Here is a 15,262-nt window from a genome sequence, read left to right as displayed (position 1 = left end):
TTAACAAAAGCGGTGCAATATGCAAGTTTTTATCATGCGTCACGGCGACGCAGCCCTCGATGCCGCCAGTGATTCGGTTCGTCCTCTGACCACTAATGGTTGTGACGAATCTCGCCTGATGGCGAACTGGCTGAAAGGTCAAAAAGTGGAAATCGAACGTGTTCTGGTGAGCCCGTTCCTGCGAGCCGAGCAAACACTGGAAGAAGTGGCGGATTGTATGGACCTGCCTTCCAGCGTAGAAGTTCTGCCTGAGCTAACGCCCTGTGGCGATGTTGGTCTGGTCAGTGCGTATCTCCAGGCACTGACCAACGAAGGTGTCGAATCGGTACTGGTTATCTCCCACTTACCATTAGTCGGGTATCTGGTTGCCGAGTTATGTCCGGGCGAAACGCCGCCTATGTTTACCACTTCAGCGATTGCCAGCGTAACACTTGATGAAAGTGGAAACGGCCAATTCAACTGGCAGATGAGCCCGTGTAATCTGAAGATGGCAAAAGCAATTTAAAAGCTCATATGCCCGGTTGCGTACGCGTATACCGGGCAAATTTTTTCTGTCCTAATTGTGAATATATTTTACATATCACGAATTTTATTATCTTTCTTGTTATTGAATATTGTAATAACACAGTGGAATAATGGTTTTGTATCTTGAATATAAATTAATTAATTTAATCAAGAATGAATCTTAGCAATAAATAAATGCAAAATCATTATAAATTCTTTTAGTGGTTTTTATATCCAATTCATTCATATTAGTTATGAAATTTTTCTTTTTTTTGATGGCGCGCATGTATTTTTATTGAAAATCGAGAGGGATATTCTGGTTGTGTATTGATTAATTAAATCTACATAAGTGTTTAAGCATTACTACATTGATTGTTCTTAAAGATAAGACCAACATAACGACACACCAGAGAATATCTGTTTACATTCTATGATTATTTGGGACATATGATGTTCAATGGTTAACTAAAAGCGTCAGACATAATATATACAATAATATTATGTCAGTTGCTTGTATTATACATTTTAATGATTTAAGGACAAATAATGAGTAAGTTTGCCAAAACAGCCATTGCTGCCGCAATGGTGATGGGCGCAGTTGTCTCCGCGTCAGCATTTGCTGCAGGCAACAACGGTACTGCACGTTTCTACGGCACCATTGAAGACTCCCCGTGCTCTATCGTTCCAGACGATCACAAACTGGAAGTGGATTTAGGTAACATCGGTGCCGAAGTACTGAAAAACAACGGGACCACCACGCCGAAAGATTTTCAGATTCGTTTGCAGGACTGCGTATTTGATACCCAAACGAACATGGAAACGACGTTCACCGGTAACGTTTCTACGGGAAACGAGAATTACTACACCATTTTTAATACCGATACAGGTGCTGCGTTTAACAATGTAAGCCTGGCGATTGGTGATAAGCAAGGTACTTCCTATAAAAGCGGTGCTGGCATTAAACAGGCGATCGTAAATGACTCAGCAACCAATAAAGGCAAACCTAAACAGACTCTGAACTTCAAAGCCTGGTTAGTCGGTGCGACGGGTACGCCTGACCTGGGTGGTTTTGAAGCGAATACCACTTTCCAGATTACCTATCTCTAAGGTAATTCACCCCCATAGCATCTCGCTATGGGGGATTTTGGCGAGTTTTTGGACTTATTATAATAATCACGGATGAATACGTGTATGCCTGACCATTCCCTTTTCCGCTTACGGGCGCTTCCCTGGTGCGTTGCCGTGGCCATCTCTGGATGCCATATCAATGCCTGGGCTGATGAAGATATTCAGTTTGATTCCCGTTTTCTGGAATTAAAAGGCGACACGAAAATCGATTTAAAACGCTTTTCAAGCCAGGGTTATGTTGAACCGGGTAAATACAGTTTACAGGTTGAGGTGAATAAACAGCCATTACCCGGTGAATATGATATTTACTGGTATGCAACAGAAAATGATGCCAATAAGACTTACGCCTGCCTGTCGCCAGACCTGGTGGCACTGCTTGGTTTCAAAGAAGACATTGCGAAAAATTTGCAATGGGTTCACGACGGTAAATGCCTCAAGCCAGGCCAATTTGACGGTCTGGAAATGCGCGCTGACTTAAGCCAGTCCGCACTCCTTATCAGTTTGCCGCAGGCTTATCTTGAATACAGCGATGTCGACTGGGACCCTCCCTCGCGCTGGGATGATGGCATCTCAGGTTTAATTGCCGATTACAGCATCAATGCCCAAACCCGACACGAAGAAAATGGCGGTGATGACAGCAACGATATCAGTGGCAACGGTACGGTTGGCGTTAACCTCGGGCCGTGGCGCTTGCGAGCCGACTGGCAGAGCGATTATCAGCATACCCGCAGTAATGATGAAGAGACGGAAGACAGCACCGAAAGAAACTGGGACTGGAGCCGTTACTATGCCTGGCGCGCGTTACCGAGCCTGAAAGCCAAACTGGCACTCGGTGAAGATTACCTCGATTCCGATATTTTCGATGGCTTTAACTACATCGGCGGTAGTATAAGTACTGACGATCAAATGCTGCCGCCGAACCTGCGCGGCTATGCCCCGGATATTTCCGGCGTGGCCCATACGGCGGCGAAAGTCACCGTTAGCCAGGCCGGGCGCGTAATCTATGAAACCCAGGTGCCAGCCGGGCCATTCCGTATCCAGGATCTCGCCGATTTTAGCTCTGGTACGCTGCATGTGCGCATTGAAGAGGTGAACGGTCAGGTGCAGGAGTATGACATCAGCACTGCCTCCATGCCGTTCCTGACTCGCCCGGGCCAGGTGCGCTACAAAATTATGATGGGGCGACCATAGGAGTGGGGGCACCATGTGCAAGGCGGGTTCTTTTCCGGTGGCGAAGCGTCCTGGGGGATAGCAAACGGCTGGTCACTGTATGGCGGGGCGCTTGGCGATGAAAATTACCAGTCAGCCGCGCTTGGGATTGGTCGCGATCTTTCCGTTTTCGGTGCGATGGCCTTTGATATCACCCACTCGCATACCCGACTTGACGATTCGACCGCTTACGGAAAAAGCACGCTCGACGGTAACTCTTTCAGAGTCAGTTACTCCAAAGACTTTGATGAACTCAACAGCCGCGTCACCTTCGCCGGATACCGCTTCTCGGAAGAGAACTATATGACCATGAGCGAATATCTGGACGCGAATGACAGCGCAATGGTTCGCTCAGGCAATGATAAAGAGATGTACACCGCCACTTATAACCAGAACTTCAGGGATGCCGGTGTTTCTGTTTACCTGAACTATACGCGCCACACCTACTGGGATCGTGATGAACAGACCAACTACAACGTCATGCTCTCCCACTATTTCAATATGGGGGGCATTCGTAACATGAGTATCTCTCTGACTGGTTATCGCTACGAGTATGACGACAGTGCTGACAAAGGCGTCTACATCTCCTTAAGTATGCCATGGGGCGATAGCAGCGTTGTGAGTTACAACGGCAACTACGGCAGCGGTTCAGACAGCAGCCAGGTAGGGTATTTCAGTCGTATCGATGACGCCAGTCATTATCAGATAAACGTGGGCAACAGTGAAAATCACTCCAGCGTGGATGGTTATTACAGCCGTGACGGCTCAATGGCCCATGTGGATCTCAATGCCAACTACCATGAAGGGCAGTACACCTCTGCCGGGTTGTCGCTACAGGGCGGCGCTACGCTCACGGCTCACGGTGGCGCGTTGCACCGTACTCAAAATATGGGCGGTACGCGATTACTGATTGACGCTGACGGTGTCGCGGACGTACCGGTCGAAGGAAATGGTGCAGCGGTTTACACCAATATGTTTGGTAAAGCCGTCGTTGCCGACGTCAATAACTACTACCGTAACCAGGCCACGATTGACCTGACCAGACTGCCAGAAAACGCCGAAGCCACGCAGTCAGTGGTGCAGGCGACGCTTACCGAAGGCGCCATTGGCTATCGTCAATTTGCGGTCATCAGTGGGCAAAAGGCGATGGCTGTCCTGCGCATGAGTGATGGCAGTTACCCGCCATTTGGTGCGGAAGTGAGAAACGAACATGACCAGCAGGTCGGCCTGGTTGATGATGACGGCAACGTCTATCTGGCCGGGGTAAAAGCGGGCGAACACATGCGTGTCTCATGGAATGGCGAACCCCACTGTGAGATTTCTCTGCCAGACCCGCTACCCGCCGACCTGTTCAATGGCCTGTTACTGCCGTGCAAGCAACAAGGCGCGGTGATGCCTGCGGCTCCGGCAGAGATTAAACCGATGATTCAGGAACAAACGCAGCAGGTCACTCCTGGCGCGGAACCCATGGCTATTACAGCAAACCAATAACGTGATTAAGGATTGATCCATGTTTACATTGACTCGCTCTGCAAAAAGAGTTGCCCCGGCGCTGACGTTGCTGGCGGCGGCCGCCAGTTTTACAACCCACGCATCGGTGACGCCCGACCGTACACGCCTGGTCTTCAATGAAGGCGACAAATCTATCAGCGTCACGTTGCGCAATAACGACCCGAAGCAGCCCTACCTGGCACAAAGCTGGATGGAGGACGAAAAGGGCAACAAAATCAGCTCGCCACTTATGGTACTGCCGCCGGTACAGCGTATTGATGCGATGATGAATGGTCAGGTAAAAGTCCAGGGAATGCCGGATATCAACAAGTTACCCGCCGATCGTGAGAGCATGTTCTACTTTAACGTGCGTGAAATCCCGCCAAAATCGAACAAACCTAATACGCTGCAAATTGCCCTGCAAACGCGTATCAAATTGTTCTGGCGACCCAAGGCACTGGCAAAAATTAACATGAGAGACCCGTGGCAGCACAAGGTGACGTTAACCCGCAATGGCCAGGCGTTCACCGTCAATAACCCCACGCCCTATTACGTGATTATCAGCAATGCCAGCACACAGAAAAATGGTAATCCGGCAGCCGGGTTTACGCCGCTGGTCATGCCGCCGAAATCGTCCGCACCGTTGAATGTGAAGATGGACACTGTGCCGGTGCTGACTTACGTCAACGACTACGGCGCGCGAATGTCGCTGAACTTTAAATGCACTGGCAATAATTGCCAGGTGGATGCAGAGCAAAGCCGCAAAGGCTGATGCCGGGAGAGTCTTATGAAATACACGTTTCTGGTGGGAACGGGCATTTTTCTCCTGAGCGGCTGGCTGATGGGGAACCTTGCCGTGGCAGCGGAAAGTAAACCGGTGTTATTGACGTTGCACGTTTTGGTGGATGGGCCGCCGCCCTGTTCCGTAAAGGGGAGCAGTGTTGAATTTGAAAATGTGTACATTAGCAAAATCAATGGCACGAATTACCGCACCACGCAGCCGCTTTATACCCTGAACTGTAGTAGCAGGGCTTCAGGTGTTGATGATCTGCGGATGCAGCTTAAAGGCACCACTACCGTGATTAACGGGGAAACTGTCATTGCGACGGAAATACCCGGCCTGGGCATTCGCATCGAAAACGGTGCCGATAACTCCCTGTTCAGAGTGGGTGAAGGTAACTGGTCTGATTTCAATGTTAACCAGTTGCCCAATCTCAAAGCGGTGCCGGTAAAACAGAGCGGAGCGCAGCTTACTCCAGCGGAATTTAACGCCAGTATGACGATGGTGGTGGATTACCAATGAAAAAACGCTTGTTACTTTTACTCTGCACCTGCGGTGGCGTTGCGCTGGCGGCTGGGGATGACATCACCTTCCACGGTACGCTGGTTGCACCGCCTGCCTGTGCTATCAGCGATGGAAAGACCCTCGAAGTGGAATTTCGCGATCTCATCATCGACAGTATCAACGGAGACTATGGCCGCAAGGAAGTGGTATATGGCCTGAGCTGTGACTCTGACACGCGCGATCCCGAGTGGAATATGACACTCACCTGGACGGGTACGCAGACCGCCTACAATGACTCGGCTATCGAAACAGACGTTCCCGGCTTTGGTATTGAACTTCAGCACGATGGTCAGCCTTTTAAGCTGAATACTCCGCTTACTATTAACGCCACCGATTTTACCCAAAAGCCGAAGCTGGAAGCCGTGCCAGTGAAGTCAGCCGATGCGGTGCTGAGTGATACCACGTTTTCAGCCTATGCAACATTGCGGGTGGATTATCAATGAAGACAGAACGTATTTATTCGCTCGGCTATGGGCTGTTAGCGGGCCTGTTGTTGATCGGCAGCACGCGTGCCCTGGCCGTGGACAACAACCTGCATTTTTACGGCAATTTAATTAGCCGCTCTTGTACGCTGGTGGTTGAAAGCGGAAATCTGGCAGAAGTCCATTTTCCAACTATCAGTCGTCGGGATCTTATGGCTGCGGGGGAGTCTGCGCACGTTCCGGTGGTGTTTAAGCTGAAAGATTGTAAGGGGCCTGCGAGTTATCAGGTCCAGGTGACCCTTACCGGTACGGAAGACAGTGAACAGCCCGGTTTCCTGGCGCTGGATACCACATCAACCGCGCAGGGCGTCGGGATTGGGATGGAAACGACGGACGGTGTACGGGTGGCGATTAACGACCCAACCGGGGCGAAATTCACGCTTAGCGATGGCAGTAATGACATTAATTTCAGGGCCTGGTTACAGGCGAAAAGCGGTCGGGAAGTGACGATGGGCGATTTTACCGCCAACCTGACGGCGACCTTCGAGTATATCTAATATGAAAAAAATACGATTTCTGTTTTACGTCATGCTGGCGCTGTGCTTTAGCCAGGGAGCCCTGGCGAAACTGGGGACAACCTATAATAACGTGTACATCTATTATGGGACTGTTAAGGCTACCGCAAAGATTGACTTCTTCCTTGATTTGTTGACGACCAATGGGGTGTATCATGGGGAGTATTATCAGAATCGATCAGCTGCCGTTGTGACAGGGGATCTCCCTAATCAGTCATGGAGCGGACCTGGAAACATACCCGCGCCCAAAATCACCGTCCTTGACGGCACTTATACTGATGCCTATAAGTGCCCAGGGGTTCTCAACATTGATCCAAATGTCGACTGGAGTTGTTCATATTTAAGATTATCCATAGAGGTTGATGGCTCGGCAGAGACATGTCCGTGGTTGGTGGGTTTTACGGCTAACAGTTCTGTAAATTTAGTTCTTTCACATAAGGTGGAATACTATAGGGGGCCGACAAGCTATACAACAACGTGTCCGGGTGAACCATTAACAAACTATGATATCTCCTGGAGTGACAGCCGGGTTGAACACAGTCAACTTTTGAATCTGCAATCGACAGGTTCAGTTATTGAAAAAAACTTATCTACCTACCTGATGAAAGATGGTCAGCTTTGTGATGGCAGTAAAATAGATGAGCGCGGTGCGTATTGCCGCTTTGTCAGTCAGCAAATCACGTTTACGGCTGAAGGGTGCGATGACGCCAGAGTAACAGTCGCGCCAACGCAGCACCCTATTACCGATCGGCAACTGCACGATATGTTAGTGCGTGTTGATACCAGTAACAGGCAGGCAATAGACTCCACGTGTCGCTTTCAGTATGTATTGAATATGTTGTAGCATTATTTCACCGACCAGTTAGCTGGTCGGTGAAAGTACATGTTGATAATGATGTCAGGGCAACTCAGGCGGCAACCACTCTTCCACTTCAATCAACACTAATAAAGCTGCATCACCGCCGTACTCTTTCGGTGCCTGGTGAAACGCCATCACATGGGGATGTTGCGCCAGCCACAGCGGCGTTTGCTGCTTCAAAATATGCTTACCATGACCATGCATCACGCAGGCGCAAAACACATGTTCACGACGGCAGGCGGCAATCAGAGCCCCAAGTTCCTGCTTAGCTTGCAATTGCGTCAAACCGTGTAAATCCAAAAACAACTCCGGCGAATAATCGCCGCGGCGCAGTTTCTTCGCTTCAAAATGGCTGACATCCGGACGGACATATTTCACTGGACCTTCGGTATTCAATAACGGTTGAAACTCATCGGAGAAATAATGGCTGGCATCGGCCTGTTCCTGAATTAACCGCTTGACCGGTACTTCGCTAATTTTTTTACGCAGCGGCCGATGGACGATGGTGTCCTGCTTTATCTGGCGGGTCCCCGCCATCAACTGGCGGAACAGCGCCTGGTCCTCCTCGCTAAGTGATGATTTCTTTTTCATTTACATCTCTCATTTCTAATTTTCCTACAGTTTACCCGACTCGTCGTCTAATCGATCGTTTTAAACGTATTTTTCCTCACTCACCGCGCGTGAATGCTGATTTATCGTCATCTTCATGGCAAACTAGCCGCCGAAATTAATGCGACCATGCCCTGGAGGAATACGTGGATAAAATTTTCGTTGATGAAGCAGTAAATGAGCTGCAAACCATTCAGGACATGTTGCGCTGGTCGGTGAGCCGCTTCAGCGCGGCAAATATCTGGTACGGCCACGGCACCGATAACCCGTGGGATGAAGCCGTACAACTGGTGCTGCCATCGCTCTACCTGCCGCTGGATATTCCGGAAGATATGCGCACCGCGCGTCTGACTTCCAGCGAAAAACACCGTATTGTTGAACGCGTGATCCGCCGCGTCAACGAACGCATTCCGGTGGCCTACCTGACCAACAAAGCCTGGTTCTGCGGCCATGAATTTTACGTCGATGAACGTGTGCTGGTGCCGCGCTCGCCAATTGGTGAACTGATCAACAATAAATTTGCCGGACTCATCAGCAAGCAACCGCAGCACATTTTAGATATGTGCACTGGAAGCGGCTGTATTGCGATTGCCTGTGCTTATGCCTTCCCGGAAGCGGAAGTCGACGCGGTAGACATCTCTCCTGACGCGCTGGCGGTTGCTGAACAGAACATCGAAGAACATGGTCTGATCCACAACGTCATTCCGATTCGTTCCGATCTGTTCCGGGACTTGCCGAAAGTGCAGTACGACCTGATCGTCACTAACCCGCCGTACGTTGATGCGGAAGATATGTCCGACCTGCCAAATGAATACCGTCACGAGCCGGAACTGGGTCTGGCATCTGGTACTGACGGCCTGAAACTGACGCGTCGTATTCTCGGTAATGCGGCAGATTACCTTGCTGATGATGGTGTGCTGATTTGTGAAGTCGGCAACAGCATGGTACATCTTATGGAACAATATCCAGATGTTCCGTTCACCTGGCTGGAGTTTGATAACGGCGGTGATGGTGTGTTTATGCTCACCAAAGAGCAGCTTATTGCTGCACGAGAACATTTCGCGATTTATAAAGATTAAGTAAACACGCAAACACAACAATAACGGAGCCGTGATGGCTGGAAACACAATTGGACAACTCTTTCGCGTAACCACCTTCGGCGAATCGCACGGGCTGGCGCTCGGCTGCATCGTCGATGGTGTTCCGCCAGGTATTCCGCTGACGGAAGCGGACCTGCAACACGATCTCGACCGTCGTCGCCCTGGGACATCGCGCTATACCACCCAGCGTCGTGAGCCGGATCAGGTCAAAATTCTCTCCGGTGTTTTTGAAGGCGTTACTACCGGCACCAGCATTGGTTTGTTGATCGAAAACACTGACCAGCGTTCTCAGGATTACAGCGCAATTAAAGACGTTTTCCGTCCAGGCCATGCCGATTACACCTACGAACAAAAATATGGCCTGCGCGATTATCGCGGCGGCGGTCGTTCTTCCGCTCGCGAAACCGCCATGCGCGTTGCAGCAGGGGCGATTGCCAAAAAATATCTCGCTGAGAAATTTGGTATTGAAATTCGCGGCTGCCTGACCCAAATGGGCGACATTCCGCTGGAAATCAAAGACTGGTCTCAGGTCGAGCAAAATCCATTCTTCTGCCCGGATCCGGACAAAATCGAAGCCTTAGATGAACTGATGCGCGCGCTGAAAAAAGAGGGCGACTCTATTGGCGCGAAAGTCACCGTGGTGGCCAGTGGCGTCCCTGCCGGACTTGGCGAGCCGGTCTTTGATCGCCTGGATGCCGACATCGCCCACGCGCTGATGAGCATCAACGCGGTGAAAGGCGTGGAAATTGGCGACGGCTTTGACGTGGTGGCGCTGCGCGGCAGCCAGAACCGCGACGAAATCACCAAAGACGGTTTCCAGAGCAACCATGCGGGCGGCATTCTTGGTGGCATCAGCAGCGGGCAGCAAATTATCGCCCATATGGCGCTGAAACCAACCTCCAGCATTACTGTGCCTGGACGCACCATTAACCGCTTTGGCGAAGAAGTTGAGATGATCACCAAAGGCCGTCACGATCCTTGTGTTGGGATCCGCGCGGTGCCGATCGCGGAAGCGATGCTGGCGATCGTTTTAATGGATCACCTGTTACGGCAACGGGCGCAAAATGCTGATGTGAAGACTGATATTCCACGCTGGTAAAAATGAACAAAACTGCGATTGCGCTGCTGGCCCTGCTTGCCAGTAGCGCCAGCCTGGCAGCGACGCCGTGGCAAAAAATAACCCAACCTGTGCCGGGTAGCGCACAATCGATAGGCAGTTTTTCTAATGGCTGTATCGTCGGTGCTGATACGCTGCCGATACAGTCCGAACATTATCAGGTCATGCGTACCGATCAGCGTCGCTATTTCGGGCACCCGGACCTGGTGATGTTTATCCAGCGTCTGAGTCGCCAGGTGAGCAATCTGGGCATGGGTACAGTGCTGATTGGCGATATGGGGATGCCTGCTGGTGGTCGTTTCAACGGCGGTCACGCCAGCCACCAGACCGGACTGGATGTGGACATCTTCCTGCAACTGCCGAAAAAACGCTGGACCTCCGCGCAACTCTTGCGCCCGCAAGCATTAGATTTGGTTTCCCGCGACGGTAAACACGTTGTCCCCACGCTGTGGAAGCCCGAAATTTTCAGCTTGATTAAACTCGCCGCGCAGGACAAAGACGTCACGCGCATTTTTGTTAATCCGGCGATTAAACAACAACTTTGCCTTGATGCGGGCACCGATCGCGACTGGTTGCGCAAAGTGCGACCCTGGTTCCAGCATCGCGCCCATATGCATGTACGATTACGTTGTCCTGCCGATAGTCTGGAGTGTGAAGATCAACCTTTACCGCCACCGGGCGATGGTTGCGGGGCAGAACTGCAAAGCTGGTTTGAACCTCCAAAACCGGGAACAACAAAGCCTGAGAAGAAGACACCGCCTCCGTTGCCGCCTTCCTGCCAGGCGCTACTGGATGAGCACGTGATCTAATGGAAACGTTTAATAGCCTGTTTATGGTTTCCCCGCTGTTGCTGGGACTCCTCTTTTTTGTCGCCATACTGGCGGGATTTATCGACTCTATTGCCGGGGGCGGTGGGCTACTCACCATTCCGGCATTAATGGCGGCGGGGATGTCTCCGGCTAACGCGCTGGCAACCAATAAACTGCAAGCCTGCGGTGGCTCTATTTCTGCCACTATCTACTTTATTCGCCGCAAAGTGGTTAGCTTAAGCGATCAGAAACTCAATATCGCCATGACCTTTATTGGCTCAATGAGCGGCGCTTTGCTGGTGCAGTACGTTCAGGCTGATGTCTTGCGGCAGATTTTGCCCATTCTGGTGATTTGTATTGGTCTTTATTTCTTACTGATGCCCAAACTGGGAGAAGAAGATCGCCAGCGTCGGATGTATGGACTGCCATTTGCGCTGGTAGCAGGGGGCTGCGTTGGTTTTTACGATGGATTCTTTGGCCCGGCTGCCGGATCGTTTTACGCGTTAGCCTTCGTTACGCTGTGCGGCTTTAACCTCGCCAAAGCCACGGCCCACGCCAAATTACTCAACGCAACGTCTAATATCGGCGGTTTGCTGCTGTTTATTCTCGGCGGCAAAGTGATTTGGGCGACAGGATTTGTGATGCTGGTGGGGCAGTTCCTCGGCGCGCGCATGGGGTCAAGACTGGTGTTGAGCAAAGGGCAAAAGCTGATTCGCCCGATGATTGTTATCGTCTCGGCGGTGATGAGTGCCAAATTACTTTATGATAGCCACGGACAGGAGATCCTCCACTGGTTGGGGATGAACTAATGAATAGTACACACCACTATGAGCAGTTGATTGAAATTTTTAATAGCTGCTTTGCCGATGAATTTAATACCCGTCTGATTAAAGGCGACGACGAACCGATCTATCTTCCTGCTGATGCGGAAGTACCGTATAACCGAATCGTCTTTGCTCACGGCTTTTATGCCAGCGCAATTCATGAGATTTCGCACTGGTGTATTGCCGGGAAAGCGCGCCGTGAGCTGGTTGATTTCGGCTACTGGTATTGTCCCGATGGACGCGATGCCCAAACGCAAGGCCAGTTTGAAGATGTTGAAGTGAAGCCGCAGGCGCTGGACTGGTTGTTCTGTGTGGCGGCGGGATATCCGTTTAATGTCAGTTGCGACAATCTGGAAGGGGATTTCGAACCGGACCGCGTGGTATTTCAACGGCGGGTACATGCACAGGTGATGGATTATCTGGCAAACGGTATTCCCGAGCGTCCGGCACGCTTCATTAAAGCACTACAAAATTATTATCACACGCCGAAACTTACGGCGGAACAGTTCCCGTGGCCGGAAGCGCTCAACTGAAGCCTGCGCCACGTTTTACAATGAGGAAAGAAGATGATCGCGGAGTTTGAATCACGCATTCTGGCATTAATCGACGGTATGGTTGACCATGCCAGTGATGATGAGTTGTTTGCCAGTGGGTATTTGCGTGGCCACCTGACATTAGCCATCGCAGAACTGGAAAGTGGTGATGACCACTCCGCCCAGGCGGTACATACGACCGTTAGCCAGAGTCTGGAAAAAGCCATTGGTGCCGGTGAATTGTCGCCGCGAGACCAGGCGCTGGTGACCGATATGTGGGAAAATCTGTTTCAACAGGCGTCACAGCAGTAAGTTGTTGGCGTCTGGAGCGTCATGCCTGATGCGACGCTTATCGCGTCTTATCAGGCCTACAGGTTTTACGTAGGTCGGATAAGGTGTTCACGCCGCATCCGACATTGAGTGCATAATGCCTGATGCGACGCTTACCGCGTCTTATCAGGCCTACAGGTTTCACGTAGGTCGGATAAGGCGTTCACGCCGCATCCGACATTGAGTGCATAATGCCTGATGCGACGCTTACCGCGTCTTATCAGGCCTACAGATTTCACGTAGGTCGGATAAGGCGTTCACGCCGCATCCGACAAACGCTGCCAAAGCAGATTACCCTGCCTTAACCGCTTTCCCTTTCAACAACTTCCGCACCCATAACCGATTTGGATTTAACGCCGCCAGCGTATTGCTATCCATCGGAATCGGTTCGTCGCTCATCTGCGCTGCCAGAATCTCGGCACACAGCGGGGCAGAGCACAAACCACGCGAACCTAAAGCCGCAAGCATAAAGAGATCGTCATAAACCGGTGCGCTTACCGCGTTGTCTTTCTGTTCCGCCAGAGAGGCATATTCCGCGAGCGTTGCCTCATAATCGGGGACATTGCCTACCATTGGCAGATGATCTCGGGTGGCACAACGCACACCGCAGCGCGCTTCTTTCTTACTGACATCAACCTCTTTTGCCCACTGCGCCTGCGGGAAACAATCAATCAACCGCTGGCGATTCTGCTGCTGATCTTCATCACTGTACGCCGTATCTTCGCTGCCGCGATGATAACTGGCACCAATACAATGATGTTGATTCGTCGGATTTTGTGGCGTGAGGTAACCGTCATAGCACAGCACCTGCTTCAGCTTCGCCAGTTCCGGCGTTGTTGGAATATAGCTGACTTGACCGGCAACGGAATACATCGGCAGAGACGACGTTTGGCTGAAACCGCTGATTTGATGCCCGTTCGCCAGTACCACTACACTGTGTGTTGCTTGCTGATCTCCTGCAAAATTCAACAACCAACAGTCATCCTGACGGGATAAATCCTTTAACTGATGTTGATAACAAATCTGCAAACCCTGCTGTTGCGCCAGTTCCAGCACATTACGGGTCAGCTCTGCCGGACACAGCCAACCACCTTGCGGATAAGTAATACCGCTGCAATTTGTCGCAACGCCCGTAATTTGTTCAACCGCCTTAGCATCAACGGCTACAGCCAGTTCTGCGGGTAAATCCATCGACAGCATTTGTGCGATTTTGTGCTGACTTTTCTCATCCCAGCCTAACTGCGTGACGCCGCACCAGTCATGATCAAATTTAACAGGCAATAAATCGTAAAGCCGACGAGCAAAAGTAAACGCATTGGAGAAAAAGCGGTTCAACGCCTCATCGTGTTTACTTAAGAGCGGATACAGCGCCCCCTGGCGATTGCCGGAAGCACCGAGCGCGGGGGCTTCATCCGCGCAATAAAGCGTTACCTGCCAGCCGCGCCGTAATAACGCCAGCGACAACAACGCGCTGGCAATACCACCGCCGATAATCGCTACTTCCCGTTTGCTGCTGCCCGTACGATTAAACCACGGCGTGGAGCAGGGGAGGGGTAATGCTTGCTCCATCACCCCACAAAGCATCTCCCGTTTACGCCCAAACCCTTTGCGCTTTTGCATGGTGAATCCGGCTTCCTGCAAACCCCGGCGGACAAAACCGGCAGACGTAAATGTCGCCAGAGTGCCACCCGGACGCGCCAGCCTTGCCATGGCGTTAAACAGATTTTGCGTCCACATATCCGGGTTCTTCGCTGGTGCAAAGCCGTCCAGAAACCAGGCGTCTACTTTTTGATTTAGCGAATCGTCCAGTTGGCTAGTCAGTTCGTTAATATCGCCAAACCATAAATCCAGCGTCACGCGGCCTTCATCGAGCAATAAACGATGGCAACCGGGCAAGGGCAAAGGCCACTGCGCCTGAAGTTTTTCTGCCCACGGTGCCAGTTCTGGCCAGTGTTGATGCGCTAATCCTAAATCCGCACGAGTGAGGGGAAATTTCTCAAAACTAATGAAATGTAAGCGTTGTAATTGCGCTTGCGGATGAGCTTCGCGAAACTGATCAAATGCCTGCCATAGCGTCAGGAAGTTTAATCCGGTGCCGAAGCCGCTCTCTGCTACCACAAACAGAGGATGCGGATGTTCAGGAAAGCGTGCCTCTAATTGGTTACCCCCAAGAAAAACATAGCGTGTCTCTTCCAGTCCGTTATCGTTGGAAAAATAGACATCGTCAAAATCTCGGGAAACAGGTGTACCCTCAGCATTAAATTCGAGGTTGGCAGGTTGTATGGCGTAGTGTTTCACGTAAGTTACTCGTCTTACAGGCGGTGGCTCGATCTTAGCGATGTGTGTCAGGCTGCGCAAATTTCTCTATTAATTGGCTGATCGGACTTGTTCGGCGTACAAGTGTACG

At 51.1% G+C, this 15,262-nt stretch carries 15 protein-coding genes and 1 pseudogene; 14 read left to right on the top strand and 2 right to left on the bottom strand.

Annotated features, from left to right (window positions below):
* Nucleotides 1-19 precede the first annotated feature (19 nt).
* From sixA to QUE34_RS13895, 8 genes and pseudogenes are all read left to right on the top strand, one after another.
* On the top strand, nucleotides 20-505 hold the full coding sequence (gene sixA / locus QUE34_RS13930; protein ID WP_001195813.1) for a phosphohistidine phosphatase SixA: 486 nt from the start codon (nucleotides 20-22) through the stop codon (nucleotides 503-505).
* Nucleotides 506-1,050: 545 nt separating this feature from the next.
* On the top strand, nucleotides 1,051-1,611 hold the full coding sequence (locus QUE34_RS13925) for a fimbrial protein (RefSeq protein ID WP_032184725.1): 561 nt from the start codon (nucleotides 1,051-1,053) through the stop codon (nucleotides 1,609-1,611).
* An 84-nt stretch (nucleotides 1,612-1,695) separates the two neighbouring features.
* Nucleotides 1,696-4,332, top strand: a pseudogene (locus tag QUE34_RS13920) (fimbrial biogenesis outer membrane usher protein).
* A gap of 19 nt (nucleotides 4,333-4,351) precedes the next feature.
* Nucleotides 4,352-5,104 (top strand): fimbria/pilus periplasmic chaperone, encoded by a 753-nt coding sequence (locus tag QUE34_RS13915; protein WP_286338839.1) that lies wholly within the window; start codon nucleotides 4,352-4,354, stop codon nucleotides 5,102-5,104.
* Nucleotides 5,105-5,119: 15 nt separating this feature from the next.
* The gene (locus QUE34_RS13910) at nucleotides 5,120-5,635 is read left to right on the top strand and encodes a fimbrial protein (protein ID WP_032303467.1); all 516 of its coding nucleotides are present in this window, start codon (nucleotides 5,120-5,122) and stop codon (nucleotides 5,633-5,635) included.
* The gene (locus QUE34_RS13905) at nucleotides 5,632-6,120 is read left to right on the top strand and encodes a fimbrial protein (protein WP_103253490.1); all 489 of its coding nucleotides are present in this window, start codon (nucleotides 5,632-5,634) and stop codon (nucleotides 6,118-6,120) included. The genes QUE34_RS13910 and QUE34_RS13905 overlap by 4 nt, the downstream gene beginning before the upstream one ends.
* On the top strand, nucleotides 6,117-6,656 hold the full coding sequence (locus QUE34_RS13900) for a fimbrial protein (RefSeq protein WP_103253491.1): 540 nt from the start codon (nucleotides 6,117-6,119) through the stop codon (nucleotides 6,654-6,656). The genes QUE34_RS13905 and QUE34_RS13900 overlap by 4 nt, the downstream gene beginning before the upstream one ends.
* A 1-nt stretch (nucleotide 6,657) precedes the next feature.
* Nucleotides 6,658-7,518 carry a StfH/YfcO family fimbrial adhesin gene (locus QUE34_RS13895; protein WP_032303464.1) on the top strand — a complete coding sequence of 287 codons (861 nt, stop codon included), beginning with the start codon at nucleotides 6,658-6,660 and terminating at the stop codon, nucleotides 7,516-7,518.
* Between the two features lie 54 nt (nucleotides 7,519-7,572).
* Here QUE34_RS13895 and smrB read toward each other — a convergent pair whose 3' ends face one another.
* On the bottom strand, nucleotides 7,573-8,124 hold the full coding sequence (gene smrB / locus QUE34_RS13890) for an endonuclease SmrB (RefSeq protein ID WP_000730533.1): 552 nt from the start codon (nucleotides 8,122-8,124) through the stop codon (nucleotides 7,573-7,575).
* A gap of 164 nt (nucleotides 8,125-8,288) precedes the next feature.
* Here smrB and prmB point away from each other — a divergent pair, with 164 nt between their 5' ends.
* From prmB to QUE34_RS13860, 6 genes are read left to right on the top strand one after another with little or no spacing between them, the layout of a single operon-like run.
* Nucleotides 8,289-9,221 (top strand): 50S ribosomal protein L3 N(5)-glutamine methyltransferase, encoded by a 933-nt coding sequence (gene prmB / locus QUE34_RS13885; protein WP_001298774.1) that lies wholly within the window; start codon nucleotides 8,289-8,291, stop codon nucleotides 9,219-9,221.
* A 34-nt stretch (nucleotides 9,222-9,255) separates the two neighbouring features.
* Nucleotides 9,256-10,341 (top strand): chorismate synthase, encoded by a 1,086-nt coding sequence (gene aroC, locus QUE34_RS13880; protein WP_001353064.1) that lies wholly within the window; start codon nucleotides 9,256-9,258, stop codon nucleotides 10,339-10,341.
* A gap of 2 nt (nucleotides 10,342-10,343) precedes the next feature.
* A complete protein-coding gene (gene mepA / locus QUE34_RS13875) occupies nucleotides 10,344-11,168 on the top strand; it encodes a penicillin-insensitive murein endopeptidase (RefSeq protein WP_032303463.1) in 825 nt (274 codons plus the stop codon).
* Complete coding sequence (locus QUE34_RS13870) at nucleotides 11,168-11,977, top strand: sulfite exporter TauE/SafE family protein (protein WP_000447348.1); 810 nt, start codon at nucleotides 11,168-11,170, stop codon at nucleotides 11,975-11,977. The genes mepA and QUE34_RS13870 overlap by 1 nt, the downstream gene beginning before the upstream one ends.
* Entirely contained in the window at nucleotides 11,977-12,525 is a 549-nt protein-coding gene (gene epmC, locus QUE34_RS13865; RefSeq protein ID WP_032302179.1) for an elongation factor P hydroxylase, read from the top strand. The genes QUE34_RS13870 and epmC overlap by 1 nt, the downstream gene beginning before the upstream one ends.
* 33 nt (nucleotides 12,526-12,558) lie before the next feature.
* Entirely contained in the window at nucleotides 12,559-12,837 is a 279-nt protein-coding gene (locus tag QUE34_RS13860) for a YfcL family protein (RefSeq protein WP_000559764.1), read from the top strand.
* 309 nt (nucleotides 12,838-13,146) lie between these two features.
* Here the strand turns inward: QUE34_RS13860 and mnmC are convergent, their stop codons facing one another.
* Nucleotides 13,147-15,153, bottom strand: coding sequence for a bifunctional tRNA (5-methylaminomethyl-2-thiouridine)(34)-methyltransferase MnmC2/FAD-dependent 5-carboxymethylaminomethyl-2-thiouridine(34) oxidoreductase MnmC1 (mnmC, locus tag QUE34_RS13855; protein ID WP_032303462.1), 2,007 nt, complete (start codon nucleotides 15,151-15,153; stop codon nucleotides 13,147-13,149).
* Nucleotides 15,154-15,262 lie beyond the last annotated feature (109 nt).

It is taken from the genome of Escherichia sp. KS167_9B (assembly GCF_030295215.1).
In the GTDB taxonomy this organism is placed as follows: Bacteria; Pseudomonadota; Gammaproteobacteria; order Enterobacterales; family Enterobacteriaceae; genus Escherichia; species Escherichia coli_F.
The sequence above is the reverse complement of the archived record's forward strand: the minus strand, read 5'-3'. Positions and strand labels throughout refer to the sequence as shown.

Excerpts from the sequence above, each read along its gene's own strand:
- QUE34_RS13905 (WP_103253490.1), top strand. The coding sequence starts at position 5,632 with ATGAAAAAACGCTTGTTACTTTTACTCTGCACCTGCGGTGGCGTTGCG.
- QUE34_RS13900 (WP_103253491.1), top strand. The coding sequence starts at position 6,117 with ATGAAGACAGAACGTATTTATTCGCTCGGCTATGGGCTGTTAGCGGGC.
- QUE34_RS13870 (WP_000447348.1), top strand. The coding sequence starts at position 11,168 with ATGGAAACGTTTAATAGCCTGTTTATGGTTTCCCCGCTGTTGCTGGGA.
- QUE34_RS13860 (WP_000559764.1), top strand. The coding sequence starts at position 12,559 with ATGATCGCGGAGTTTGAATCACGCATTCTGGCATTAATCGACGGTATG.
- epmC (WP_032302179.1), top strand. The coding sequence starts at position 11,977 with ATGAATAGTACACACCACTATGAGCAGTTGATTGAAATTTTTAATAGC.
- QUE34_RS13910 (WP_032303467.1), top strand. The coding sequence starts at position 5,120 with ATGAAATACACGTTTCTGGTGGGAACGGGCATTTTTCTCCTGAGCGGC.
- mepA (WP_032303463.1), top strand. The coding sequence starts at position 10,344 with ATGAACAAAACTGCGATTGCGCTGCTGGCCCTGCTTGCCAGTAGCGCC.
- sixA (WP_001195813.1), top strand. The coding sequence starts at position 20 with ATGCAAGTTTTTATCATGCGTCACGGCGACGCAGCCCTCGATGCCGCC.
- aroC (WP_001353064.1), top strand. The coding sequence starts at position 9,256 with ATGGCTGGAAACACAATTGGACAACTCTTTCGCGTAACCACCTTCGGC.
- QUE34_RS13915 (WP_286338839.1), top strand. The coding sequence starts at position 4,352 with ATGTTTACATTGACTCGCTCTGCAAAAAGAGTTGCCCCGGCGCTGACG.
- QUE34_RS13925 (WP_032184725.1), top strand. The coding sequence starts at position 1,051 with ATGAGTAAGTTTGCCAAAACAGCCATTGCTGCCGCAATGGTGATGGGC.
- QUE34_RS13895 (WP_032303464.1), top strand. The coding sequence starts at position 6,658 with ATGAAAAAAATACGATTTCTGTTTTACGTCATGCTGGCGCTGTGCTTT.
- smrB (WP_000730533.1), bottom strand. The coding sequence starts at position 8,124 with ATGAAAAAGAAATCATCACTTAGCGAGGAGGACCAGGCGCTGTTCCGC.